Origin of the sequence: Mycolicibacterium chubuense (assembly GCF_001044255.1) — a bacterium.
In the GTDB taxonomy this organism is placed as follows: domain Bacteria; phylum Actinomycetota; class Actinomycetes; order Mycobacteriales; family Mycobacteriaceae; genus Mycobacterium; species Mycobacterium chubuense.
Genome location: NZ_JYNX01000057.1, coordinates 33,724 through 58,654 on the forward strand (window position 1 = coordinate 33,724; position 24,931 = coordinate 58,654).

The 24,931-nt window shown below is 69.8% G+C and carries 24 protein-coding genes and 3 pseudogenes; 8 read left to right on the forward strand and 19 right to left on the reverse strand.

What is annotated here, in order from left to right:
- The 4 genes from MCHUDSM44219_RS18355 (at nt 1) to MCHUDSM44219_RS18365 (ending at nt 2,980) form a co-directional block, all read left to right on the forward strand.
- Nucleotides 1–771, forward strand: coding sequence for an SDR family NAD(P)-dependent oxidoreductase (locus tag MCHUDSM44219_RS18355; RefSeq protein ID WP_048419681.1), 771 nt, complete (start codon nt 1–3; stop codon nt 769–771).
- Entirely contained in the window at nt 768–2,249 is a 1,482-nt protein-coding gene (locus MCHUDSM44219_RS18360) for an AMP-binding protein (protein WP_048419746.1), read from the forward strand. The genes MCHUDSM44219_RS18355 and MCHUDSM44219_RS18360 overlap by 4 nt, the downstream gene beginning before the upstream one ends.
- Nucleotides 2,250–2,347: 98 nt before the next feature.
- Nucleotides 2,348–2,503, forward strand: coding sequence for a hypothetical protein (locus MCHUDSM44219_RS30365; protein WP_006241027.1), 156 nt, complete (start codon nt 2,348–2,350; stop codon nt 2,501–2,503).
- A 60-nt stretch (nt 2,504–2,563) separates the two neighbouring features.
- Nucleotides 2,564–2,980: a hypothetical protein gene (locus MCHUDSM44219_RS18365; protein ID WP_048419682.1), complete on the forward strand. Its 417-nt coding sequence runs from the start codon at nt 2,564–2,566 to the stop codon at nt 2,978–2,980.
- Here the strand turns inward: MCHUDSM44219_RS18365 and MCHUDSM44219_RS18370 are convergent.
- From MCHUDSM44219_RS18370 to MCHUDSM44219_RS18410, 10 genes and pseudogenes are all read right to left on the reverse strand, one after another.
- Complete coding sequence (locus MCHUDSM44219_RS18370; RefSeq protein WP_048419683.1) at nt 2,968–3,696, reverse strand: SDR family oxidoreductase; 729 nt, start codon at nt 3,694–3,696, stop codon at nt 2,968–2,970. The genes MCHUDSM44219_RS18365 and MCHUDSM44219_RS18370 overlap by 13 nt on opposite strands.
- Nucleotides 3,689–4,624: a ketoacyl-ACP synthase III gene (locus MCHUDSM44219_RS18375; RefSeq protein WP_048419684.1), complete on the reverse strand. Its 936-nt coding sequence runs from the start codon at nt 4,622–4,624 to the stop codon at nt 3,689–3,691. Before MCHUDSM44219_RS18375 ends, MCHUDSM44219_RS18370 begins: the two co-directional genes overlap by 8 nt.
- Nucleotides 4,621–4,869 (reverse strand): acyl carrier protein, encoded by a 249-nt coding sequence (locus tag MCHUDSM44219_RS18380; RefSeq protein ID WP_048419685.1) that lies wholly within the window; start codon nt 4,867–4,869, stop codon nt 4,621–4,623. The genes MCHUDSM44219_RS18375 and MCHUDSM44219_RS18380 overlap by 4 nt, the downstream gene beginning before the upstream one ends.
- A gap of 13 nt (nt 4,870–4,882) precedes the next feature.
- On the reverse strand, nt 4,883–5,140 hold the full coding sequence (locus tag MCHUDSM44219_RS18385; RefSeq protein ID WP_048419747.1) for a biotin/lipoyl-containing protein: 258 nt from the start codon (nt 5,138–5,140) through the stop codon (nt 4,883–4,885).
- The gene (locus MCHUDSM44219_RS18390; RefSeq protein ID WP_048419686.1) at nt 5,137–6,114 is read right to left on the reverse strand and encodes an alpha-ketoacid dehydrogenase subunit beta; all 978 of its coding nucleotides are present in this window, start codon (nt 6,112–6,114) and stop codon (nt 5,137–5,139) included. The genes MCHUDSM44219_RS18385 and MCHUDSM44219_RS18390 overlap by 4 nt, the downstream gene beginning before the upstream one ends.
- Nucleotides 6,111–7,001: a thiamine pyrophosphate-dependent dehydrogenase E1 component subunit alpha gene (locus tag MCHUDSM44219_RS18395; protein WP_201778154.1), complete on the reverse strand. Its 891-nt coding sequence runs from the start codon at nt 6,999–7,001 to the stop codon at nt 6,111–6,113. Before MCHUDSM44219_RS18395 ends, MCHUDSM44219_RS18390 begins: the two co-directional genes overlap by 4 nt.
- A 197-nt stretch (nt 7,002–7,198) precedes the next feature.
- A pseudogene (locus MCHUDSM44219_RS31180) lies at nt 7,199–7,462 on the reverse strand (ammonium transporter); the annotation flags it as partial.
- Nucleotide 7,463: 1 nt separating this feature from the next.
- Nucleotides 7,464–8,505: pseudogene (locus MCHUDSM44219_RS18400) on the reverse strand (ammonium transporter); the annotation flags it as partial.
- Between the two features lie 108 nt (nt 8,506–8,613).
- The gene (locus MCHUDSM44219_RS18405) at nt 8,614–11,481 is read right to left on the reverse strand and encodes an MMPL/RND family transporter (RefSeq protein WP_048419687.1); all 2,868 of its coding nucleotides are present in this window, start codon (nt 11,479–11,481) and stop codon (nt 8,614–8,616) included.
- Nucleotides 11,478–11,924, reverse strand: coding sequence for an MmpS family transport accessory protein (locus MCHUDSM44219_RS18410; RefSeq protein WP_048419688.1), 447 nt, complete (start codon nt 11,922–11,924; stop codon nt 11,478–11,480). Before MCHUDSM44219_RS18410 ends, MCHUDSM44219_RS18405 begins: the two co-directional genes overlap by 4 nt.
- Before the next feature lie 126 nt (nt 11,925–12,050).
- Here MCHUDSM44219_RS18410 and MCHUDSM44219_RS18415 point away from each other — a divergent pair, with 126 nt between their 5' ends.
- A complete protein-coding gene (locus MCHUDSM44219_RS18415; protein WP_082162272.1) occupies nt 12,051–12,683 on the forward strand; it encodes a TetR/AcrR family transcriptional regulator in 633 nt (210 codons plus the stop codon).
- 2 nt (nt 12,684–12,685) lie between these two features.
- On the opposite strand, the gene MCHUDSM44219_RS18420 is transcribed toward MCHUDSM44219_RS18415, so the two are convergent.
- A complete protein-coding gene (locus MCHUDSM44219_RS18420; protein WP_413783624.1) occupies nt 12,686–13,525 on the reverse strand; it encodes a CE1 family esterase in 840 nt (279 codons plus the stop codon).
- 159 nt (nt 13,526–13,684) lie between these two features.
- Here MCHUDSM44219_RS18420 and MCHUDSM44219_RS18425 point away from each other — a divergent pair, with 159 nt between their 5' ends.
- Complete coding sequence (locus tag MCHUDSM44219_RS18425; RefSeq protein WP_048419750.1) at nt 13,685–14,338, forward strand: NAD(P)H-binding protein; 654 nt, start codon at nt 13,685–13,687, stop codon at nt 14,336–14,338.
- A gap of 12 nt (nt 14,339–14,350) precedes the next feature.
- On the opposite strand, the gene MCHUDSM44219_RS18430 is transcribed toward MCHUDSM44219_RS18425, so the two are convergent.
- From MCHUDSM44219_RS18430 to MCHUDSM44219_RS18455, 6 genes are read right to left on the reverse strand one after another with little or no spacing between them, the layout of a single operon-like run.
- On the reverse strand, nt 14,351–14,788 hold the full coding sequence (locus MCHUDSM44219_RS18430) for a type II toxin-antitoxin system Rv0910 family toxin (protein ID WP_048419690.1): 438 nt from the start codon (nt 14,786–14,788) through the stop codon (nt 14,351–14,353).
- Nucleotides 14,789–14,801: 13 nt separating this feature from the next.
- The gene (locus tag MCHUDSM44219_RS18435; protein WP_048419691.1) at nt 14,802–15,074 is read right to left on the reverse strand and encodes an antitoxin; all 273 of its coding nucleotides are present in this window, start codon (nt 15,072–15,074) and stop codon (nt 14,802–14,804) included.
- 10 nt (nt 15,075–15,084) lie between these two features.
- The gene (locus MCHUDSM44219_RS18440; RefSeq protein ID WP_048419692.1) at nt 15,085–17,472 is read right to left on the reverse strand and encodes a cation-translocating P-type ATPase; all 2,388 of its coding nucleotides are present in this window, start codon (nt 17,470–17,472) and stop codon (nt 15,085–15,087) included.
- Entirely contained in the window at nt 17,469–19,064 is a 1,596-nt protein-coding gene (locus tag MCHUDSM44219_RS18445; RefSeq protein WP_048419693.1) for a serine hydrolase, read from the reverse strand. The genes MCHUDSM44219_RS18440 and MCHUDSM44219_RS18445 overlap by 4 nt, the downstream gene beginning before the upstream one ends.
- A gap of 27 nt (nt 19,065–19,091) precedes the next feature.
- The gene (locus MCHUDSM44219_RS18450) at nt 19,092–20,204 is read right to left on the reverse strand and encodes an MBL fold metallo-hydrolase (protein WP_048419694.1); all 1,113 of its coding nucleotides are present in this window, start codon (nt 20,202–20,204) and stop codon (nt 19,092–19,094) included.
- On the reverse strand, nt 20,204–20,938 hold the full coding sequence (locus MCHUDSM44219_RS18455) for an enoyl-CoA hydratase (protein WP_048419695.1): 735 nt from the start codon (nt 20,936–20,938) through the stop codon (nt 20,204–20,206). The genes MCHUDSM44219_RS18450 and MCHUDSM44219_RS18455 overlap by 1 nt, the downstream gene beginning before the upstream one ends.
- A 25-nt stretch (nt 20,939–20,963) precedes the next feature.
- On the opposite strand from MCHUDSM44219_RS18455, the gene MCHUDSM44219_RS31185 reads away from it, so the two are divergent.
- Nucleotides 20,964–21,951 (forward strand): carboxyl transferase domain-containing protein (locus MCHUDSM44219_RS31185; protein WP_048419751.1); only part of this gene is annotated, 988 nt, incomplete at its 3' end.
- Between the two features lies 1 nt (nt 21,952).
- Nucleotides 21,953–22,533 (forward strand): annotated as a pseudogene (locus tag MCHUDSM44219_RS31190) (carboxyl transferase domain-containing protein); the annotation flags it as partial.
- A 67-nt stretch (nt 22,534–22,600) separates the two neighbouring features.
- Here the strand turns inward: MCHUDSM44219_RS31190 and MCHUDSM44219_RS18470 are convergent.
- Both MCHUDSM44219_RS18470 and MCHUDSM44219_RS18475 read right to left on the reverse strand, forming a co-directional pair.
- On the reverse strand, nt 22,601–22,861 hold the full coding sequence (locus MCHUDSM44219_RS18470; RefSeq protein ID WP_048419696.1) for a hypothetical protein: 261 nt from the start codon (nt 22,859–22,861) through the stop codon (nt 22,601–22,603).
- Between the two features lie 72 nt (nt 22,862–22,933).
- Nucleotides 22,934–24,928 carry a YhgE/Pip domain-containing protein gene (locus MCHUDSM44219_RS18475; RefSeq protein WP_172506338.1) on the reverse strand — a complete coding sequence of 665 codons (1,995 nt, stop codon included), beginning with the start codon at nt 24,926–24,928 and terminating at the stop codon, nt 22,934–22,936.
- Nucleotides 24,929–24,931: the final 3 nt, after the last annotated feature.

Genomic DNA, 24,931 nt, shown 5'->3' on the forward strand with positions numbered 1-24,931 from the left:
ATGCAGGTGGCCATCGTCACCGGCGCCAGCAGTGGCATCGGCTTCGCCTGTGCGACAACGCTTGCCGGGCAGGGCATGGCGGTACTGGGCACCGGACGGGATCCGGACCGGCTCGCCGAGTTGGAGAACACCGTGGGCTCGGACCACATCGCCACCGTGGCCGTCGATCTGACCGAGGGCGACGCGCCGCAGCGGATCGTCGGCGCCGCGCTGCAGCGGTGGGGCCGCATCGACTTCCTGATCAACAACGCCGGCATCGGCAGCCCGAAGCCGCTGCACGAGACCGACGACGAGACGCTGGACCGCTTCCTGGCCGTCATGCTTCGCGCACCCTTCCGGCTCGCCCGCGACGCGATCGCGCACATGGGGCCGGGCTCGGCGATCATCAACATCACCTCGACGTTCGCCGTGGTGGGCGGACTGCGCGGCGGGGCCTACTCGGCCGCCAAGGGCGGGCTGACGGCGCTGACCACCCATATCGCCTGCCAGTACGGCGCGCTCGGAATCCGTTGCAACGCCGTGGCTCCCGGCGTCACGCTCACCCCCATGGTCGCCGCGCGGCTCGACGACGAGCGGTTCCGCAAGATCAACATGGAGATGACACCGCACCAACGGCTCGGCCGCGTGGAAGACGTCGCGGCCACCGTGGCGTTCCTGTGCTCCGACGGCGGCAGCTTCATCAACGGGCAGACGATCGTGGTCGACGGCGGATGGAGCTCGACGAAGTACCTGTCCGACGTGGCGCTCGACTCGCGGTGGATCTCCCCGTGAACCTGTTCTCGCTGCTGGATCAGACCGCGGCGCGGCACGGCGACCGTGGCGCCGTCTATCGCGGTGAACACCAGGTGCACACCTGGGCGCAGCTGCGCGAGCGTGCGCTGCGGATCGCGACGACGCTGCACGGCCTCGGACCGGGCGCGCGCATCGCGGTGGCCAGCGAGAACCGATCGGAGATCATCGAGGTGATGTTCGCGACCTGGGCCGCCGAAGCGGTCCTGGTGCCGATCAACGCCAAGCTGCATCCCCGCGAGATCGAGGAGATCCTCGTCGACGCCGGCGCCGCCCTGGTCTTCGCCTCGCCGTCGATCGCCACGCAGCTGGAACCCTTCACCCCGGTCCCGATCGAGATCCTCGACGGACCGGAGTACCGATCGCGCTGCACCGCGGCGCGGGCCGCCGCACCCCGGAACACCGATCCGACCTGCCTGGCATGGCTGTTCTACACCAGCGGCACCACCGGACGGTCCAAGGGCGCGATGCTCTCCCACCGCAACCTGATGGCCATGACGGTGGCGCACCTGGCCGACTTCGACTCCCCCGACGACCACAGCAGCCTCGTCCACGGAGCACCGATGTCCCACGGCTCGGGTCTGTACGTCGCGCCGTACGTGGCGCGCGGCGCCCGGCAGGTGGTGCCCGCGTCGGGGGCGTTCGACCCGACCGAGTTCCTCGACCTGTGCGCCACCCACCCCGGCTGCAGCGCGTTCCTGGCGCCCACGATGGTCGCCCGGTTGGTGCGGACCGGCCGGGACCGGCCGGCCAACCTCCGCACGATCGTCTACGGGGGCGGCCCGATGTACGTCGAGGACCTCAAGAAGGCGATGGCCGCCTTCGGGCCCGTCTTCGTCCAGCTCTACGGGCAGGGCGAGGCACCGATGACGATCACCGGACTGCGCCGGGCCGACCACCTCGGCGAGCACGGGTGGGCCCCGGACGCCGTGCTGGGGTCGGTCGGGTACGCCCGCTCAGGCGTCGACGTCGCCGTACTCGACGCCGGCGGGCGACCCGCCGCCGTCGGCGAGGTGGGCGAGATCGTCTGCCGCGGGGACGTGGTGATGGCCGGGTACTGGAACAACCCCGGGGCGACCGAGGCCACGCTGCGCGACGGCTGGCTGCGCACCGGCGACATGGGTTCCTTCGACGCCGCCGGCCACCTGACGCTGCGGGACCGGTCGAAGGACGTGGTGATCAGCGGGGGCAGCAACATCTATCCCCGCGAGGTGGAGGAAGTCCTGCTCGAGCACCCGGACGTGGTCGAGGCGGGCGTCGTCGGAGCGCCCGACTCGGAGTGGGGCGAGATCGTGGTGGCGTTCATCGTCGGGCAGGCGCCGCCCGCCGAGCTGGACGCCCTCCTGCTCGACCGCATCGCGCGGTTCAAACGGCCCAAACGGTACCTCTATCTGGACGAGTTGCCCAAAAACAGCTACGGCAAGGTGCTCAAACGCGATCTGCGGGCCCGTCTGCGGTGAACGGTCTCATTTTTGACATTGATCGGTTTGGTTTTGACGTAATGGGTAATTCCTGCACCGAAGACGAACGCTCCTACATCTGAAGATCGGATTTGATCATGATTGTGCTCGGTATCATCCTCCTGTTGATCGGCTACTTCACCAGCTTGTCGATCCTCTACACGATCGGTGCAATCCTGGTGGTGGTCGGAGTCGTGCTGTGGATCCTCGGCGCGGTGGGCCGCCCGGTCGGTGGTCGAAAAGTCTGGTTCTGACCGGCCGACACGTTCGGCCAAAGCCCCCGGTGCCGCGTCGTTGTGCGGCATCGTTGATCTATGACACCGAAAGTTCCCAGCCCTAAGGAGATCAGAGCGGCTGCGCAGGCAGCGGCCGATGCCGCCGAATCGATGGCATCGACCGCCCTGCGCATTCCGCCTGCCTCTATCCAACTCGCAGCCGAGATGCCGGACCTGATCGAGAATCTCGCGACCGCGACGCAGCGACTCAATGCCGTGATCGATCGCGCCGAGCGCTACCTCGCGCTCGCCGACCCGATGCTTCGCACGATGGATGCCCTGCTCCCCCAACTCGAAGCCCTGGTCGCGACCGGCAACGACGTCTACCGCACGGTGTCCTCGATGCCGGGCGTGTCGACGCTGGGCCGGTTCACCAACCGCGGCGGGACAGAACCTCCCCGGGAGGAGAAGCCGCCCCGGCGACGCTCATCCCGGCCGAAGCCTCAGTCGACGTAGCCGGATCCGCCGACGTAGACGGTGGTGCCGTCCGGCGGTGGCGCGTCGACCGCCGCGGCGATCGCGGCGGCGAACTCTTCCACGCTCGGCAACGGCCCGTCCGCCCGCCGCGCCGCGACCCCGTCGCGGTCACCGCGCTCGAGCAGACGCAGCATGACGCTCCCCTCCAGCAGATCTCCCGAAACCACGACCAGCTCAACATCTTCGGCTGCCAGTTCGGCACGCAGCGCGTGTTCGCCCGCGTGTTTACTCTCGGCGACCGGCGCGTAACCGGCGATCGGAACCGGCATCTGACCGAAGAAGTGCGCTGGGTGGCTCGTGACGAAGACGACGAGCCCTTCCCCCGACATCGACGCGACGGCGCGGCGGGCCACCGCGAGCTGTGCGTCGCGGTTGAGCCGCATCGCGTAGCCGGGGTCGGCGTGGCGCTCCAACCCTCCGGACGCGTTGAGTATCAGGACATCCAGCCCGCCGAGGTGCTCGTCGATGTCGTCGAACATCGCGGCGACAGCGCGTTCGTCGCACAGATCCGCCCGCACCGCCGTCGCGTCGGCACCCGCGGCACGCACACCGTCGACGACCTCGGCGGCACGACGGTCCTTCTCCCGGTAGTTCATGACGAGGTGCCGCCCGGGACGGGCGAGCAGGCGGGCGACCTCCGCGCCGACACCACGGGACGCGCCGGTGATCAGGACGACCTGGGGCCGTTCAGCCATGCGGGGTGCCGGTGAGGTCGTAGTCGACCATCACGCCGCCCCACGTCTCCCCCGCGCCGTAGGCGACGAGCAATGCCCTGCCGCCCGCCGGGATCGTGCCCTCGGCCAGCGACGCGCCCAGCGCCAGCGGGATCGAGGCCGCCGAGGTGTTGCCGAAGTTCTCGACACAGTCCACGAACACGGCCGAGCCGATGTCTGCCTCGTCGCGCACCCGCTGCAGGATTCGCGAGTTGGCCTGGTGTCCGATCACGATCGAGGGTTCGACGTCGTTCTCGCGCAGGATCTTCGCAGTCTCGGTCATGGTCCGCACGGCACGGTGGTAGACCCGGATGCCGTCGAGCGCGATGCCCTTGCCGATCTGTCCACGCATCAGATCGGCGCCGGCGCCGTCCGACCCGGCGTGCCAGCGGTGCTTGCGGAACTCCGGCCGCGGTTGCAGGAGCACCGCGGCGGCGCCGTCCCCGAACAGGGGTCCGGTGTTGCGGTCGGTCTTGTCGAGCATCCGTGACATCGCTTCGACGCAGCAGACGATCACCCCGGCGCCGTCGCCGGCGTCGCACAGTGACAGCCCCGAGATCAGCCCATACACGAAACCGCTGCAGGCCGCCGACATGTCGAAAGCCAGGATGTCGTTGGGCAGGCCGGCCTTGGTCGCCACCCGCTGCGCGATGCCGGGCACGGCACCACCGGCGGAGCTGCTCACCACCAGCAGCGCGGAGATCCTGCCCTCCCCGTGGCGGGCGACCAGCGGGGCGCACACCCGGGCGGCCACCTCGTCGAGCGGTTCCGATTCGTCCATCCACCAGCGCGCACCCACCCCCGTGCGGCGGCGGATCCACTCGTCGGTGAGTCCGATCGAATCGAAGTACGCGTTGGGGACGTGTTCTCCGCTTGTCTCCGTGACGATGTCGACGATGCCGGCGTTCACGGCGCGTCGATCAATCCCAGGAAGTACATCTTGATGTCGGCGGGGCTGACGCATTCGTCGAGCCGCTCGAGGTCCGCCTCGACGCCGAACTCCCGCTCGAGGAGTTCGGTGAGTTCGGCGACGTCGAGGGAGTCCAGATCGAGATCCCAGATCGCGGTGCCGAGATCCTCGACGCCGGCCTCGGGAGATCGCCGTCGCACGATCTTGAGCACGATCGTGTTCATACGTTCATCGATGGATGCCATCGTCTCCGACCTTTCACCGTCGCTCGTCGAGTTTGTACAACACCGAACCTGATGTCGTGATCGACCGTGCACCGACGACGATCTCGACTACCGTGCCCGCCCTCTCGGCCATCAGCTCGACGCTGCTCTTGTCGGTCTCCAGCACGGCGACCACGTCCCCCCGCTCGACCACATCGCCGACCGACACCAGCCATTCGACCACGAGGGCATCGGTGAGGCCATGCCCGAAGTCGGGTACGTGGATGTCGACGGTGTTCTCGGCGCCGCTCACCGGCACATCTCCTCGATCGCGTGGGTGATCTCCGGCCGCCCGATCAGATGGTCGTTCTCGCGGTCGGCGGGCGGGTAAGTGGCGCGCGGGGGAGCCAACCGCCGCACCGGCGCGCTGAGCTGATGCCAGGCGCGTTCGGAGACGGTGGCCGCCAATTCGGCTCCCACACCGCAGAATCCGACCGCCTCGTGCACGACCAGTAGCCGAGTGGTGCGGGCGACGGAGGTCAGCACCGCGTCGACGTCCATCGGTGCGATCCAGCGCAGGTCGATCACCTCGACGTCGACGGTGCCGGCCAGCGCGTCGGCAGCGGCGAGCACGTCCTCGAGGACCGCTCCGTATCCGGCGACGGTGATGTCGGATCCGCGGCGCACGACGCGAGCGCCGAGCGCCGAGACCGGCTCCTCGAGACGCTGCGCGCGTCGGCGGTTCCAGTACAGCCGCTTGGGCTCGAAGAAGACCACCGGCGAGCCGAGACGGCAGGAGTGCGCGAGCATGGCGGACGCGTCCTCGGGGTCCGACGGGTAGGCGACGTGCAGGCCCGGGGTGTGGGCGAACAGCGCCTCGTTGGACTCGCTGTGATGCTCCACCGCGCGGATACCGCCACCCACCGGGACCCGCACGACCAGATGCAGATCGAGCTCCCCGTTCCACCGGTCGGGCATCCTGGCCGCCTGGGTGACGATCTGGTTCATCGCGAGGTAGACGAAGCCGTCGAACTGGATCTCGCAGATCGGTTTGAGTCCGGCGATGGACATGCCGATCGCCTGACCGACGATCGACGACTCGGCCAGCACCGCGTCGCGCACGCGGCCCGCACCGAAGCGCTCCTGCAGGCCCCGGGTCACGCGGAACACCCCACCGAGACGGCCGATGTCCTGCCCGATCAGCACCACCGACGGGTCATCGTCCATCAGTCCGCGCAGAGCGCCGTTGAGTGATTCGGCCAGGCAGTGGGGCCGTGCGCTGGTCATCGCCCGAAGGCCTCCACCATGGCCCGGCTCTGCGCCGCGACGTCGTGCGCGACGTCGTCCAGCCACGGGTCGTCGACCAGACCGGCGTCGTGCAGCCGCTGCCGGTAGCGCAGCACCGGATCGCGCGACGCGGCGGCCGCGAGTTCGTCGCGGTCGCGGTAGACGGTGTGGGCATCCGAGCTGCTGTGCCCGGCGGTGCGGGTGGTCTGGATCTCGATCAGCGCCGGCGTGCCGGTGCTCTCGACGTGCCGCCTCGCGAGCAGACACTGCAGGTAGGTGTCATCGGGATCGTCGTCGGGCACCGTCCAGGAGGTGATACCGAAGCCGCGCGCGCGGGTGGCGATCGAGGTCAGCATCTGTTCGTGGCTGGGCTTGGAGATCGCCCACCCGTTGTTCTGCACCACGAACAGCACCGGCGCGGACTCGACCGCGGCCAGGTTCATCGCCTCCGAGACGTCGCCCTCGCTGGTGGCTCCGTCACCGAGATAGACGACGACCGTCTCGGCACGGTCCTGCAGCCGACGCCCGATCGCGTACCCGACGGCGTGCAGCGTCTGCGCCGCGACCACCAGTGTGTAGGGGAAGAACCGGTGCCGACGCGGATTCCACCCGCAGAAGGTGCGCCCGGCCCACTGCGCGACCAACCCCACGCCGTCGATACCGCGGACGACCGCGACGGCGTGGTCTCGGTAACTGGGGAAGATCGTCGCCGCGTCGCCGATGGCCATCGCCGAGGCGACCTGCGCGGCTTCCTGCCCCCGACAGGACAACCACAGGTCCACCCTGCCCTGATTCTGCAGCCGGACGGCTTCGTCGTCGATGCCGCGGGCCACGAGCATGTGGCGCAGCATGGCACGGCTGGTCTCCACGTCCACAGACGTTGCCACATCGGTCAATCCAGCACCGTCCCCGTCGGTGTCAGCATTCGGGACCGCTCCCAACATCCGGCCCACCCGCGCCCGGCCCTTCTGCCCGACGCGCCGTGAGGCTGACCTTTGGTTCAACTTCTTAGGCACTGTAACTTACCGCACCGTCGAAAATCTGGTGTTGCTCCCGGCAACGGCCGACCGGCGGCCCGGCGCATTCAGCCGGCGGCGTCCTCCGAGGACGACGGCCGGGGTGCGGTGGCCCCGGAGGAACCGAACAGACCGGACCGCGGGGGCGCGCCGTGCCCGTGAACGCCCTCGGCGTAAGCGGTTTCGGCGTGCTGGGAGAAGTCGACGCCCGACACCTCGTCCTCGGCGCTGATCCGGAAGCCGATCAATCGATCGATCAGCGTGGCGAGGACGAACGACGCCGCGAAGGCGTACGCCGCGACCACGAGCACGGCCACCACCTGCTTGCCGAGNGGTCCGGGCGAGCGCCAAGACCGTCGCCGGTCATCGCATCGGTGGCCAACAGCCCGATGAGCAGCACGCCGACCACCCCGCCCACGAAGTGCACGCCCACGACGTCGAGCGAATCGTCGTAGCCGAACCGGAATTTCAGACCGATGGCGAAGGCGCACACCACGCCTGCCGCCAACCCGACCACCACCGCGCCCAGGGTGTTGACGGTGCCGCACGCCGGGGTGATGGCCACCAGCCCAGCCACCACACCGGAAGCCGCGCCGAACGTCGTCGGCTTCCCGTCACGCAGCTGCTCGACCGTGAGCCAGCCCAGCATGCCCAGACAGCCGGCCACCAGGGTGTTGAGGAAGATCGCGGCGGCTGTGCCGTTGGCCGCCAGCGCCGACCCGGCGTTGAACCCGAACCAACCGAACCACAGCAGCCCGACACCGAGCAGCACGAACGGCAGATTGTGCGGACGCATCGCGTCTTTCTTGAAGCCGATTCGCGGGCCCAGCACCAGCGCAAGCGCCAAAGCCGAGGAACCCGAGACGATTTCGACCACGAGCCCGCCGGCGTAGTCCAGCACACCCCACCGGAACATCCATCCCCCGGGAGCCCACACCCAGTGCGCCACAACGGCATACACCACGACCACCCAGACGGGGACGAACGCCACCCACGCCGCGAACTTGGCCCGGTCGGCGATGGCGCCACTGACCAGGGCCGCGGTGATGATCGCGAAACTGAGCTGGAACGTCACGAACAGCAGCTCCGGCACCTGCCCGTGCAGCGTGTCGGGGGCGATTCCGCTCAGCCCGGCGTGCGCCAGATCGCCGATCACCCCGCCGGCGCCGGTGCCGGAGAACGCGAGACTGTACCCGAGGAGCAGCCACGTCACCGTCACCAGCGGGATCGCGATGAAGCTCATCATGATCATGTTCAGCACGCCGGTGGTGCGCACCATGCCGCCGTAGAAGATCGCCAGGCCCGGCGTCATCAGGAGCACCAGTGCGGTGCTGGCCAGCAGCCATGCGGTGGCGGCAGGATCGAGCTGGTTCACGGTCGACACTCCTTCGGGTCCCGACCGAGAATGTCGGCTCCGCGTTTCGGGCACGCGGCGATCATGTTTCGGCCATGTTTCGCGCCGTCCCGCTGATCGCCGTCCGCCTCAGCCGCCGAGCAGGTCGCGCACCGCCCGCCGTGGTCCGTAGGGCCGCAGCATCTGGCTGGCCGGACGGGTCCGCACGATCTGCGGCCACCAGAACCACCGGCCGAGCAGCACCGCGATCGACGGCGTCATGAAGGACCGCACGATCAGGGTGTCGAACAGCAGACCCAGACCGATGGTGGTGCCGATCTGGCCGAGCACCACCAGGTCGCTGAAGACGAACGACGACATCGTGGCCGCGAACACGAGCCCGGCCGCGGTGACCACACCGCCGGTGCCGGCCATCGCGCGGATGCTGCCGGTTTTCAGACCCGCCCCGACCTCCTCCTTGAACCGGGAGATCAACAGCAGGTTGTAGTCCGCGCCGACGGCCAGCAGCAGGATCACCGCCAGCGCCAGCACGATCCAGTACAGCTGGATGCCGAAGATGTACTGCCACACCAGAACCGACAGCCCGAAGGACGCACCGAGCGAGAGCACCACGGTACCGACGATGACGGCGGCCGCGACGAGACTACGGGTGATGAACATCATGATCAGCAGGATCAGCGCGAGCGCCGCGAGCGCGACGATCAGCAGGTCGTATTTCGGGCCGTCCTGGACGTCCTTGTAGGTGGCGGCGACCCCCGCGACGTAGATCTTCGCGTCCGACAGCGGCGTGGCCTTGATGGCGTCGAACGCCGAGTCGCGGATCGAGTCGATGTGCGAGATCCCCTCAGGCGTGGCCGGGTTGCCCTGGTGGGTGATGATCATCCGGGCCGCCTTGCCGTCAGGCGAGAGGAACAGCTTCAGACCGCGCTTGAAGTCCGGGTTGTCGAACGCTTCGGGCGGTAGGTAGAACGAGTCGTCGTTCTTGGCGGCGTCGAACGCCTGCCCCATCGCGGTGGCGTTGCGCAGCGCTTCCTCGCTCTGGGCGTTGGTGCCGCCGGTGGTCGCGTAGTTGGACAGCGTCAGGTCGCGGTTGCGCTCCTGGATCGCGATCTGCGGCGGCAGCAACGCCAGCAGTTGCGGTTGCAGCGCGTCGAGCTTGTCGAGGCTCGCCGTGATGCTGGTGAACTGATCGGACAGCGCGCTGATGCCGTCGAGCGAGTCGAACACCGACCGCAGCGCCGCGCACATCGGGATGTCGAAACAGTGCGGCTCCCAATAGAAGTAGTTGCGCAGCGGCCGGAACTGGTCGTCGAAGTTCGCGAGCTTGTCCCGCAGGTCGGTCACGATCGTGACGGTGTCGTGGAACGCCTCCGTCTGCTCGTGGGTCGCGGCGGCGCTGGCCTGCTGCAGGGTGAGCTGCTGCTTGAGGATGTCGATCGTGTTGCTGATCTCCGCCGCCTGCTTCATCAGGTCGGCGGCGCGATCCTTCTGGTAGCTCAGGTTCATGATCTGGCTGGCGCTCTGCGCGCTGATCTGGAACGGGATGGAGCTGTGGCTGATCGGCGTGCCGAGCGGCCGCGTGATCGACTGTACGAGCGCCACTCCCGGGGTGTGCAGCACCGCCTTGGCGACGCGCTCGAGGATCAGCATGTCCGCCGGATTGCGCATGTCGTGGTCGGTCTCGATCATCAGCAGCTCGGGGTTGAGCCGGGCCTCGGAGAAGTGCCGTTCGGCGGCGGCGTAGCCGACGACCGCCGGGGCGGTGTCGGGCAGGTAGGGCCGCGCGTCGTAACTCGTCTTGTACCCGGGCAGCGCCAGCAGCCCGATCAGCGCGATCGCGCACGTCACCACCAGGATCGGGCCCGGCCAGCGGACGATCACGGTGCCGATGCGCCGCCAACCCCGGGTCCGCATCGCCCGCTTGGGTTCCATCAGCCCGAACCGGCCGGCCATCACGATCACCGCCGGACCCAGCGTCAGCGCGGCGGCCAGTGTGACCAGCACACCGATCGCCGCGGGTATCCCGAGCGTCTGGAAATAGGGCAGCCGGGTGAAGTACAGACAGGCCACCGCACCGGCGATCGTCAATCCGGACCCGACGATGACGTGCACCGTGCCGCGGAACATGGTGTAGTACGCGGGTTTTCGGTCCTCACCGGCGCCGCGGGCCTCGTGGTAGCGGCCCACGAGGAAGATCGCCCAGTCGGTGCCGGCCGCGATCGCGAGCAGCGTCAGCAGATTGGTCGAGTAGGTGGACAGCCCGATGAACCCGTAGTTGGCCAACACCGCGACGACCCCTCGCGCGGCCGCCAGCTCGATGGCCACGGCCACCAGCACGATCAGCATCGTCACCACGGACCGGTAGACGATGAGCAGCATGATCGCGATGACGAGGAACGTGATGGCGGTGACCTTGTGCGTGCCCGCGCTGCCCACCTCGAAGTTGTCGGTGATCAGTGGCGCGGCACCGGTGACGTAGGCCTTGACGCCCGGCGGCGGCGGCACCTCGGCGACCAGGTGGCGGACCGCGTCGACGGACTCGTTGGCCAGCGCCTCGCCCTGGTTGCCGGCGAGGTAGACCTGCACCAGCGCGGCCTTGCCGTCCTTGCTCTGCGAACCGCCCGCGGTGAGGGGATCGCCCCAGAAGTCCTGAATGTGCTGAACGTGGACGGTGTCCTGGCCCAGCCGCTTGACCAGGGTGTCGTAGTAGCGGTGGGCGTCGGCGCCGAGCGGCTCGTCCCCCTCGAGCACGATCATCGCCGCGCTGTCGGAGTCGAACTCGCGGAAGGTCTGGCCGATGTGCCGCATCGCCATGATCGACGGCGAATCCGCGGCGTTCATCGACACCGAGCGTTCCGCGCCGACGACCTCGAGCTGCGGGGCGGCGATGTTGGTCAGCGCAGCGACGGCGACCCACACCAGGAGTATCGGCACGCACAGCACCCGGATCAGGTGCGCCACCCGCGACTGCCCGCCGTCGGCGTGCTGCCCGCTCATGCCGACTTGTCCAGGCAGGCGATGTAGCCGTTCACGTTGTCGGTGGTCCTCTCGTCGGTGACGACGCCGTTGACCGTGATCCGACAACCGATCTGGGCACCGTCACCCTGCGCGCGCAGGTCGGCGAACAGCGTGGGGTCGTCGGTGGTCAACGTCGTCGACCACGGCAGGGTGACGTCGTCGGCCCGCTGGGGCTGCGCGTTCGCGTCGAGGTAGTTGACGGTCGCGACGGTGCCCGGTGAGCCGAACACCTCGAACAGCACCCTTTTCGGGTTGTATCCGGTGTTCTCCAGGGCGTCCGCGCTGGGCCGTGACACGGTGTTGGTGGAGCCGAAGATGCCGTGCAGGCGGTAGACAGTGAACCCGACGATCGCGACGACGACGACGGTGACGATGAGCGTCCAACGTTGTCTCACGACTCTTCCGACCGACACCCTGCTCATCCGCGAGCCCACTTCCGATCGCCCCGACGGCCGCTGCGCACCCCAGTGACCGGAACGAAACGGTACGGTACGGTACTGTCCGCTGCAAGCGCTGGCGATTCCGGCGCGGCGACGGCGGAGAGGCTTATGGTGGGGCGCGTGGTACCCGACTCGGCGTTGTCCGGCGCCGTGCCACCCGACCCGGGATCCGACCAGTGCGGCTGGACCGAGCGGGAAGCCGAGCTGCTGACCGTGACGCTGCGGCTGCTGCAGTCACACGGTTATGACCGGCTGACCGTCGACGCCGTCGCCACCGAAGCCAAGGCGAGCAAGGCCACGATGTACCGCAGGTGGCCCTCGAAGGCCGACCTCGTGCTCGCGGCGTTCATCGAGGGCACCCGCGAATCGGCGGTCGCCCCCAACACCGGCAGCCTGCGCGAGGATCTGATCGCGATCGGCACGTCGGTGGCCGCGCACTCCCGGGAGCACGCGAGCACGATGCGGGCGGTCCTCAACGAGATGTCCCACAGCGCGGACCTGCGGGCCGCGATGCAGGACAAGTTCGTCCGGCACCGGCACAGGATGATCGAAGAGGTGCTGACGGCGGCCGCCGAGCGCGGCGAGATCAGCACCGCCGCGATCAACCCCGAGATCTGGGACGTCCTGCCCGGCTATCTGGTGTTCCGCAGTCTGATGTCCGAACGCCCGCCCACCGACGAGACCGTTCGCGCGCTCGTCGACGACGTCGTGCTCCCCGCCCTGCAGCGCACCAGGCCCTGACGTCAGCGCGCGTGCGCGGCGAAGAAGTCGGCGCCGGCCTGCGAGGCGTCGAACCCGAATCCGGTCGGCCAGACGTGACCGCCGCCGCCGATGATCGCGAACTCGACTGCGGTGCCGTCGGCGCAGCCGGTCGACGACGAGCGGCCCGGGGTATCGACTGGCGGCGGGCATCGATCGATGGCGCGCCAGCGGTTGACCAGTTCGGGTGCGGAGACGATCACGCTCGGTCCGCCGCGGCCCACCATCGGGCCGCCGCCGAACGGGACCACCGGATCGGCGTCCCCGTGCACGGCGAGCACCGAGACCGGCCGCGACGGCGCGCACGGGACCGTCGCGCCCAGCGTCCCGGCGACCGACACCACCGCGGCGACCAGATCAGCCCGGTCGCAGGCCAGCCGCTGGGCCATGAACCCACCGGCCGACATTCCCGTCACGAAAACCCGGCCCGGGCTGATGGCGTACTGCCGGGTCAGCTCGGTGATGAGCGTGGACAGGAAGCCGACGTCGTCGACGCCCTGCCGGTCGGGCACCGACGCTCCGCGGCCGTCGGCCCAGCTCAGGTCGACACCGTCAGGGTAGGCGACCACGAATCCGTATCGGTCGGCGATGGCGTCGTAGTTCGTCGTCACCGCCTGGTCGCGGCCCGTCAGCCCCGCCCCGTGCAGGTTGATCACCAGACCGTTGGCCGCTCCGGGCGGCGCATGCACGAGGTAGGTGCGCTGCAGGCCGCCGATGGACAGCAATCCCTGGCCAGCGGCCGGCGCCGCGCTCACCGGGGCGACTCCGACGACGAGGATGCCGAGCACCGTGGCGATCAGGGTGACGAGGCGAGCAGCGGTCAGGCGCACGGGCGCAAGTATTGACACAACGACATGGACCGAAACGGAACGCCAGACGTCGCGGCGACGTCGACCGGTGAGAGACAACACGGCTTCCATACTCACCCCGCGCCGACGGTGGTAGACACGCAGGTGGTGTCTGTCGACGAGAAGGAGGTCCGCGTGCGCGTCGTCATCGCGGGGGGTCACGGCAAGATCGCGCTGCTCACCGAGGCGTTGCTGAGCGCCCGGGGCGACTCGGCCGTCGGGTTGATCCGCAACCCCGAGCACGCTGCCGATCTGACCGTGGCGGGCGCCGAAGCCGTCGTGATCGACCTGGAGCACGCAGGCGTCGACGAGGTGGCGACCCACCTGCGCGGAGCCGACGCGGTGGTCTTCGCCGCGGGTGCGGGCCCGGGCAGCGGGGCGGCGCGCAAGCAGACCGTGGACCGGGACGCGGCGATCCTGCTCGCCGATGCCGCCGAGGCCGCGGGCGTGAGTCGCTACGTGATGATCTCGGCCATGGGTGCCGACGCCGACACTCCCGACGACGCGGCCGACGAGGTCTTCGTCGCCTACCTGCGCGCCAAGGGTGCCGCCGATGACGAGATCCGTTCTCGTACAAAAATTTCCGCCACCATCGTGCGGCCGGGCCGGCTCACCGACGACCCGCCGACCGGGCAGGTCACCATCGCCGAGCGCACCGACCGCGGTGAAGTGCCCCGCGCCGACGTCGCCGCGGTGATCGTGGGTGTGCTCGATGCGCCGCAGACCGCGGGACGCACGTTCGACCTGATTTCGGGCGACACTCCGATCGCCGATGCGCTGCGGTCCTAGCCGCGAGCAGCGTCAGGACGGCGCGAAGACCGCCTTGAAGCGGTTCAGCGACTCTTGGATGTCACTCTTGAGCGCGCCGGCGACCACCATGCCGATCGGCCCGAACAGCGCGGGGCCGCCGAGGTGGACGTCGAACTGCACCGTCGAACCCTGCTCGGCCGGCTTGACCTTGCCGATCAACTTGACCTTGACACCGCCCCGGCCGTCCCCGTTGAGCGTCATGGCCTCCGGCGGCTTGAAGTGCACGACGGTCCAGCGCACGCGGTTGAGCATGCCCTTGACCTCGACGATCGAGTCGAGCGTGGTGCCCTTGTCGATGGTGTCGGGCAGCGGGGAGCGCCACACCCGGTGAATGGACAGCCACTCCTTGTAGCGGGAGAGGTCCGACGCGCTCTCCCATGCCCGTTCGGGGGGCAGCGGCACGTCGACCGAGACCGACAGCTTGGCCATACCGCGAGCGGGCCTACGACACCGGAGGAGCCGTCGGGGGCTCCTGCTGCGGCGGCACCGGGGGCGGCTGCGGGGGCGTCTGGTGCGACTGCGGCGGTTGCTGCGGCTGCTGCGGCGCGGTCTGGTCGGCGACGGCCTTGCGGGCGGCGTCCTGCACCTTGTCGACGGTCGACGCGTACTTGCCCTGCGTCTTCTTGTCCACGAGATCACCGGCCTTGCCGATCACCGTGTCCACTTTGTCGGCGTTCTTGGAGAGTAGATCCTTCGCCTTGTCCAGAAATCCCATGCGGTCGACTCTACCGCTCCGGCGTGCGCCACAGCCTGCGGGTTTCGCCCAGAACGGCGCCCTGGACCCACCAGATCACCTCGACGGCGACCGCACCGAGCACCCCGATGCCCACCGCGGTGGAGGTCGTCACGACGTTCGACGGATCGAGCATGAACAGATCGCGCGCGACGGGGAGGGAGAAGATCACCACGTACGCGACTGCGGACACCGCGACGAGCGCCACCCGCCACCACTCGTAGGGCCGGGCGACCACGGCCAGCACCCACAGCGCCGAGACCAGCAGCGTGATCAGCGCCGCGGTCGAAGCCTGCGTCTGTTCCACCTGACTCGCCGCCCGCCCCTGGTAGGCCAGCACATAGGAGATGAACGTCGCGATCCCGACGGCCAGACCCGACGGCAGCGCCGAGGTCATCACGCGCCGCACGAAACCCGGATGGGCCCGTTCGGCGTTGGGCGCCAGCGACAGGATGAACGCGGGGATGCCGATGGTGAACCACGCGGCGATGGTGACGTGGATCGGCTGGAACGGGAACAGCAGCGGATCGGTGCCGAAGATCTTCGCCGACAGACCCGCCAGCCCGACGAGCACCGCGAGCAGCACCGAGTACACGGTCTTGGTCAGGAACAGGTTGGAGACCCGTTCGATGTTGCCGATCACCCGCCTGCCCTCGCCCACCACATAGGGCAGCGTGGCGAACCTGTTGTCCAGCAACACGATCTGCGCCACCGCCCGCGATGCCGAACTCCCCGACCCCATGGCGACGCCGATGTCGGCGTCCTTGAGGGCCAGCACGTCGTTGACGCCGTCGCCGGTCATCGCGACGGTGTGGCCGCGGGACTGCAGTGCATGCACCATCGCCCGCTTCTGGTCGGGCCGCACCCGTCCGAACGTCGTGTACTCCTCGAGTGTCTCGGCCAGCTGCTCGGGCTCCGCAGGCAACCGGCGCGCGTCCATCGTCTCCCCGGTGAGGCCGAGCGACCCGGCGACCGCACCGACCGAAACCGCGTTGTCTCCCGAGATCACCTTCACCGAAACGCGTTGGGAGGCAAAGTAATCGAGGGTGTCGCGGGCGTCGGGGCGGACGCGTTGCTCGAGCACCACCAGCGCGGCGGGCGTGACGGTGCCGGGCGCTTCGGGATCGTCGACGGGGCGGTCGCTGGAGCCCAGCAGCAGCACCCGCAGACCCTGGGCGCCGATGCGCTCGGCCTCCTCGGCGGCCGGTGAGGCCGGATCGAGCAGGACGTCCGGCGCGCCGATCACCCAGTTGCCGTGCTCGCCATAAGACGTGCCGCTCCATTTGGTCGCCGACTTGAACGGCGCGGTCGCCGTCGAACTCCACCCCGGCGGCATCCGGTAGGCCTCACCGATGGCGGCCATGCTGGCGTTGGGACGGGGATCGTCGGCGGCGAGCTGGGCCAGGACGTCGGCCACCTCCGACGTGTCCAAGGTGGTGACCTCGCTGACGCGCATGCCGTTCTCGGTCAGGGTGCCGGTCTTGTCGGCGCACACCACGTCGACCCGCGCGAGCCCCTCGATGGCGGGCAGTTCGTTGACCAGACACTGGCGCCGGCCCAGCCGCACGACGCCGACCGCGAACGCGATCGAGGTCATCAGCACCAGACCCTCGGGCACCATCGGCACCAGCGCGCCGACCATGCGCAGCACCGACTCCTGCCAGCCGGCGTCGGTGGTGAAGAGCTGGGTGTAGATGATCAACGCTCCGGCCGGCACCAGCAGGTAGGTGATGAATTGCAGGATCTTGTTGATGCCGCTGCGCAGTTCGGATTTCACCAGCGTGAACTTGCTGGCTTCCTCGGCCAGCTTGGCGGCGTAGGCCTCCCGTCCGACCTTCGTGGCCCGGTAGGCACCCCCGCCGGCGACCACGAAGCTGCCCGACATCACGTGCTCGCCCACGGCTTTCGCGATCGGATCGGCCTCCCCCGTCAGCAGTGACTCGTCGACCTCCAGGTTGGCCGCCTCGAGGATGTCGCCGTCGACGACGATCTGGTCCCCCGGCCCGAGCTCGATGACGTCGTCGAGCACCACCTCGCTGGGCAGCAGCGGCGCGGTGCGGGATTGCCTGCGGACCAACGGTTTCGCCTGGCCGACGATCGCGAGCTTGTCCAACGTCTGTTTGGCGCGCAGCTCCTGGATGATGCCGATCGCGCTGTTGGCGATGATCAGCAGGCCGAACGCACCGTTGATCAGCGAACCGGTGGACAGCACGATGACCAGGAGCACACCGAGGATCGCGTTGATGCGGGTGAACACGTTGCCGCGGACGATCTCCGAGACGCTGCGCGCCGCGCGGGTCGGGACGTCGTTGCTCTTGCCGTCGGCGACGCGCTGCGCGACCTCGGCATCGGAGAGACCCGCGGAGACCACAGCCGTCATCGAAGGAACACTCCCCTGCCGTCCTCGTCGTAGTACTCCAGCGTCAGCTTGTCGCCGTCGAACGTCGCCGTGGACACCGTTCCCGGGGGCGCGTTCTCGGTGACGAACGCGAACGTGAACACGTTGCCGTCCCAGTGCCGCAGCTCCACGTCCAGCGTGGTGCCCAGCCGCAGCCGCAGCGCCCCGTTCACCTCGCTTACGGTCGCCGCACCCCAGAAGCCGTTGCGGTACGTGCCGGCGTAGGTCTGCAGCGGCGCCGGCGGCGCCGGCTCGGACGGCGGGGTCTTGCCGACCAGCGACCCGACCGGGGCGTCCATCTCCTCGAACGCCTTGCGGTAGAGGCCGTACCAGTCCTGCCGGATCTCGCCGAACTGGACGAGGTCGGCGAACTCGGCGGTCAGCGTCTCCGGTACACCGATCGGCGTGGCGTTGGTGAGCGCCACGATCGCCACGTCGGCCGACGGCAGGATCAGCACGTTCGTGCCGGCGCCCAGTTCGAACGCCCCGGAGTGACTCACTTCGGTCCGCGCCGCCGACGTGGTGCCGACGTTGAAGCCGAATCCGTAGAAGCCCGAACGCATCGCCGGTTCGGTGGCGGGGCTCGACACGATCTGCGGGGTCACCGCCGGCAGCAGCGCGGCGCGGTCGACGATCTGCTTGCCCTGATAGCTGCCGTCGGCCAGCATCATGGCCAGCCAGTGGGTCATGTCCTGGACCGATGCGCTGGCCCCGCCGGCGGGCCCTTCGGCGTCGGCGTTGCGGATGTAGCGCGGCTGGTAGGAGCCGTCGACGTGGATGTGTCCCACCGCGCGGTCGGGCCGCAGCGCGAAATCGGCATAGCGGTAACTGGCCGTCGTCATGCCCAGCGGGGTGAACAGCACGTCGGCGGCCAGGTTCTCCCACGGCTTGCCCGCCGCCACCGCGGCCGTCTCCGCGCCCGCAGTGAAGCCGAAGTTGGTGTAGGCGTAGGAGATCCGGAAAGGATCGAGCGGGTACTCGCGCAGTTTCTCGAGGACCTGCCTGCGATCGTAACCGAGGTCCTCGAGCTGGTCACCGGCGTGGTCGGGCAGTCCGGAGCGGTGCGACATCATGTCGCCGATCGTCACCATCGGGGTGACCGCAGGGTCGGACAGCGCGAACCACGGCAGTTTCGCCACGATCGGGGTGTTCCAGTCCACCGACTTCACCCCGACCTGGTGGGCCACCACGGTGGCCGCCAGCGACTTGGACACCGATGCCAGCTGGAAGACGGTGTCGGGATCGACGCGGTTACCGGGATCGTCGGGCAGCGTCGCGTTCTTGACCCCGAAACCCTTGGCGTACACGGTTTTTCCACCATGGACGACGGCCACCGCCATCCCCGGGATGCCCGACTTGCGCATCAGGTCCCCGGCCAACTCGTCGAGTCTGCCCACCGCGGCGTCGACCGCGTTCCCGGGCAGGGGCATCGCGGGCACCAACGGGGGCGGGGTGTCCCCGGCCTGCCCGGCGGTCGGCGGTGACGACGAGGAAGGCGAGGATGGCGTCGTGTCGGCGCCGCACCCGGCGACGAGCACGGTGAGCATCGCGAGCGCGGCCACCCGGGGTTTCATGGTCGAACGGTAACCCGTCGGCACCGTCTACAGGCGCCACCACGGGTCGAATGTCGATTCGCCGTCCACCCGTCCTCCCGGAATGGGCACCGCGATCCGCACCCCTTCGGCGTCGGCGGCGGCGACCAGGCGTTCGGCCGGCTCGGCCCACGGATGCGGCGCCAGCCGGAACGTCGCCCAGTGGATCGGCATCATCAGGCCGGCGTCGGCGTCGGTCATGTCGAGGTGCGCGCGCACCGCGTCCTCGGGATTCATGTGGATGTCGGAGAACGCCGGATGGTAGGCCCCGATCGGCAGCAGCGTCAGGTCGAACGGGCCGAACTCGGCGCCGATCTCGGCGAAGCTCTTGGTGTATCCGGTGTCGCCGCCGAAGAACGCGCGGTGCGACGGCCCCATCACCACCCACGACGCCCACAGCGTGGTGTCACGGGTGAACAGCCGGCCGGAGAAGTGCCGGGCCGGGGTGCACACCAGCGTCAGGTCACCGATCCGGTGCGATTCGTTCCAGTCCAGCTCGACGATCCGGCTCTCCGGGATGCCCCACTTGCGCAGGTGCGCGCCGATACCCAGCGGCACCAGGAACGGCGCCCGCTGACTGTGCGCCAGCGCGACGATCGTGTCGATGTCGAGGTGGTCGTAGTGATCGTGGCTGATCACCACGGCATCGACGGCGGGCAGCGCTTCGATCAGCAGCGGCACTTCGTGCATGCGCGCCGGACCGACGGCACGCGACGGCGAGCAGCGCCGGCTCCACACCGGGTCCGCCAGCACGCGGTAGCCGTCGACCTCGATCATCGCGCTGGAGTGGCCGTACCAGCTGGCCGCCGCGGGACCGGCGGTCGGATGCGGCACGGGCGGATCTGCGAGCGGGATCGGGGCCGGCGGCTTGCCCGAGTTCCCGGCGTTGGCCAGATCGCGCAGCAGCATCCGCTGCGCCTCGCGGTCGGCCGTCATGCCCGACGGCGCCTCGAGATTGACGAACTTCCCGTCGCGGTACTGCGGGGAGCGCCGCGCCACCGGTGCGATCTCGGCCGGGGTGGCCCCCAGCGACTCCGGGGTGCCCTGCAGTGCCCGCAGCACCCAGCCCCCGGCCAGCAAGGACGCCGTGCCGAACCCGAACCGCAGCGCCGCGCCGAGCATCAGGCGCCCTGGAACTTCGGTGCGCGCTTCTCGATGCGCGCCACCTGCGCCTCGATGATGTCCTGGCTCTTCCACGCCCGGTCGAACAGCTCCTGGTGCGCCGGCCACGGATCCTCGTAGGCGCCGTCGTCGTTGAGCACCCGCTTGGCGTGCTGCAGGGCGAGCGGCGCATAGCCCGCGATCTCCTGGGCCCACGCCTGCGCGTCGGCCGGCGTGCCGATCCGGTTGGCCATCCCGGTCTGCAAGGCCGCCTCGGCGGTGAGCCGCTCGGCGCCCAGCAGCATGCCGCGCGCCCGGCCGGCACCCACCAGCGAGGTCAGCCGGCGGATGCTCCAGTTGTCCAGCGCGATGCCGTACTTGGCGACGGGGAACTGGAAGTACGCCTCGGGCGCCACCACGCGCAGATCGCAGATCATCGACAGGATGACGCCCGCGCCGATCGCGGGACCGTTGACCGCGCCGATGACCGGCACGGGAGCCCGGTCGATCGCCAGGTTCAGCGCTCTGGCCTTGTCGGGCAGCTCGTCGGCGACGCCCTGACCGCCGGACAGGTCGGCGCCCGAGCTGAACACGTGCCCCTGGCCGGTGAGCACGATGGCGCGGACGTCCTCGACGGCCGCCTTCTCGATCGCCTCGCGCAGGCCGTCGACCAGTTCGGCGTTCAGCGCGTTGCGCCGCTCGGGACGCTGCATCTCCAGGGTCAGCACGTTGCCGTCTCGGGTGGCTTCAATCATGCCCCCAGACTATTAGCCTCTTCCTGTGAGCCGGATCCGCGCCCTGGAGCTGCGCGACGCCCTGCTCGACGAGGGTTCGTTCGTCAGCTGGGACGATCCGCCCCTGCAGATCGTGGCCTCGGAGTCCTACCGCCGCGAACTGGCCGACGCCGCCGCCACGACCGGCCTGGACGAAGCGGTGCTCACCGGTGAGGGCCGGGTGTTCGGCCGCAGGGTCGCGCTGGTGGCGTGCGAGTTCGACTTCCTCGCGGGGTCGATCGGCGTGGCCGCCGCCGAGCGCATCGTCGCGGCGGTCCGGCGAGCCACCGCCGAGGGCCTGCCGCTGCTGGCCTCCCCGAGCTCGGGCGGCACCCGCATGCAGGAGGGCACGGTCGCGTTCCTGCAGATGGTGAAGATCACCGCGGCGGTCGAGGTGCACAAGCAGGCGCACCTGCCCTATCTGGTGTACCTGCGCCACCCGACCACGGGCGGGGTGTTCGCCTCGTGGGGGTCGCTGGGGCATGTGACCGCGGCCGAACCGGGCGCGCTGATCGGCTTCCTCGGGCCGCGCGTGTACGAACACCTCTACGGCGAGCCGTTCCCGGCCGGTGTCCAGACCGCCGAGAACCTGCAGCGCCACGGCGTCATCGACGCGGTCGTGCCGCTCGACGTCCTTCGCGCCACCCTGGACCGCACGCTCACGGTGGTCGCCGACGCACCCGGGCAGGCCCCGTCCGCGCCCCCGGCCGAATCCCTGCCCGACATCCCGGCCTGGGAGTCGGTCGAGGTGTCCCGCAGGCCGGACCGGCCCGGGGTCGGCGCGCTGCTGCGCCACGGCTCCACCGAGCGGGTGCTGCTGTCCGGGACGGGGCAGGGCGAGGCGGCGACGACGCTGCTGGCGCTGGCCCGGTTCGGCGGCCAGCCCGCCGTCGTGCTGGGCCAGCAGCGGGTGGTCGGCGGCGTGGTCGGGCCGGCCGCCCTGCGCGAGGCGCGACGCGGCATGGCGCTGGCCGCCGGTCTGCAGTTGCCGCTGGNGCCAGCAGCGGGTGGTCGGCGGCGTGGTCGGGCCGGCCGCCCTGCGCGAGGCGCGACGCGGCATGGCGCTGGCCGCCGGTCTGCAGTTGCCGCTGGTTCTCGTCATCGACACCGCGGGCCCGGCGCTGTCGGTCGAGGCCGAGGAGGACGGGCTGGCCGGTGAGATCGCCCGCTGCCTGGCCGATCTCGTCACGCTGGACACCCCGACGGTGTCGGTACTGCTCGGCCAGGGCAGCGGCGGCCCCGCCCTGGCGATGGTGCCCGCCGACCGGGTGCTCGCCGCGTTGCACGGCTGGCTGGCGCCGCTGCCGCCGGAGGGGGCCAGCGCGATCGTCTACCGCGACGTCGACCACGCCGCCGAACTCGCTGCCGCCCAAGGGGTTCGATCGGTCGACCTGCTGGCCAACGGCATCGTCGACGTCGTCGTGCCCGAGCACCCCGACGCGGCCGACGAACCCCGGGCCTTCATCGAGCGGCTCTCGGCGACCATCGCCGCGGAATTGCACGCGCTGAGATCGGTGCCCGCCGAACAGCGGCTCACCACCCGGTTCGAGCGCTACCGCCGCATCGGCCTGCCCTGACACCTGCCGAAACGGTATTCCGCGCGGCGATGTCGTCGAAAAGTCAACGTGGAATACAGTTTCGGCGTCAGAGGAGCAGAGTGAGCGCCGCGATCACCACCTGCAGCCCGCCGCCGCCGAGAGCGAACCACGCGGCCGGGCGCATGCGGGCGACCCGCCACACGCACACCGCGAGGGTGAGCATCAGCAGCGCGAACCCGCCGTAGCGCAGCACCGGGCCGCCGCCGTGGGTGAGGAACATCGCGGCCCGCCACACGAAGCCCTGCAGCAGGAGCAGCACCACCGTGCCGGCGAAGTCCTTGAGCCGCCGATCGTCCGCGACGCTCACCTCACACCACCTCTCCCTGCCCCGTGATTTGGGTGTCATTGGTCAACGTACGCGTGACCAACGGCACCGAAATCACACCTCGATCGGCGGGTGCAGCTGTTCCATCGTGTACTGCCGGTTGCGCCGCGCCGCCCACGAACTGGCCGCCAGTGACGCCGCCAGCACCGCCGAGAGCACCGCGATGGCGGTCCACAGGCGTGCGTCCACACCGCCGACGGTCAGCTGCCGTAACCCGTTGACGGCGTAAGTCATCGGGTCGAAGGGATGCAGGATCTGGAACGGCTTGGCGGTGGTCTCGACCGGATAGATGCCTCCGGCCGACACGAGTTGCAGCATCAGGAACGCCAGCGTCACCACCCTGCCGACCGCGACGCCGAACAGCGCGTTGAACGCCTGGATCAGAGCGAGGAAGGCGCCGGCGACGAGCACCAGGAATGCCACGGTCGCCACCGGATACTCGGCGTGCAGCCCGACGCCGAAGTGGACGACGGCGTACATCACCACCACCTGGCAGGTCACGATCAGCAGTCCGGGCCAGTAGGAGGCCAGCACCACGCGCAGCGCACCCAGCCCGTTCACGATGGGCCGGGACTGCAACGGCGTCAACAACATCCACACGATCAACGCGCCGATGAACAACGCCAGCGGCATGAAGAACGGGGCGAAGCCGGTGCCGAAGGTGGCCGCCGGATGGGTGTTGCGCAGATCGAGGCCCGTCGGCGCGGCCAGCGTGCGCGCCACCGCGGTGCGCTGCTGCGGGTTCCACGACGGGATCTGGGTGGCCCCCTCGCGCAGCTTGGTGGCCAGCTCCTGGCCGCCTGCGGCGAGCTTGCCGGTGCCGTCGGCGAGTTGATGCGCGCCGGAGGACAGCTGCTCCCCGCCGGCGGCGAGCTGCACCAGCCCGGCGTCGAGGCGGTGCGCGCCGGAATCCAGTTGGTCGACACCGTCGCGCAGCGATGCGACATCGGCGCGCAACCCGCCGTTCAGTGACCGCGTCAGGAACGTACGCAGCTTGCTGTTCGGGTCACCGAGCTCGGTTTCGAGGCGAGAAGCGCTGTCCCGCAACTTGATCAGACCATCGTCGGTCGCCGGGTCGATGCCCTGGGCGCGGAGCAGCCGCTGGGCCCCCGCCAGGGCGTTGCCCGCGTCGCGGACCGCGGGGTCGGGGTTGGACTGCAGGAACCCGACGGTCTGGTCGACGATCGCCGCGGCCTGGGCGCTGTTGACGTTGAGCGCGGCGATCCGGTCGGTCGTGGAGCGCACCGCGCCGGACAGGTGCTGCGCGGCACCGGCGACCTCGTCGGGATTCAACCCGAGACCACCCACCCGGTCCAGGAATTCGAGCAGCGGCCCGGTGGCGGTGTCGACCGCACCGGCGAGCCGCCGGGTGCCCGCGGACAGTTGCGCCGATCCCGACTGCGCGCTGCGCAACCCGGACTCCAGCGTGTCGGCGCCACCGGCGAGCTTGCGAGCACCGTCGTCGGCGGTGACGATCCCGCCCGCCAGCTGCTGTGCGCCGTCGGCGGCCTGGTCGAGACCGCGGCCGGCGTCGCCCAGCCCGTTCACGACGGTGCCGATGCCGCGCTCGGCGATCGTCGCGTTCACCTGGTTGAGGATCTCGCGGGAGGCGTTCTGCCCGATGACGGTGCCCAGGTAGTTGTTGGCGTCGTTGAACGTGAACCGGATCTGCGCCTGCTGCGGGTCCGGACCCGCCGGGGAGCTCACCCGCTCGGAGAAGTCCTCGGGCAATGTGATCGAGAAGTAGTAGCGGCCGCCGGCCACCCCGTCGGCGGCCTCGGCGGCCGACACCTCGGTCAGGTCGAGTTGACCGGAGTCGATCAGCGCGCGGGCGACCTCGTCGCCGGCGCGCACGGGCTGCCCCTGCGCCTGCGCGCCGCGGTCCTCGTTCACCAGGGCCACCGGCACCTTGTTGACCTCGGCGAACGGATTCCAGAACGCCCACAGATACATCGCGCCGTACAGCAGCGGCATCAGGATGATCGTGACGAGAGCGATGCGGGGCATCAGACCGCGCGAATACCGCTTGAGGTCGGTGCCCAGCGACATACC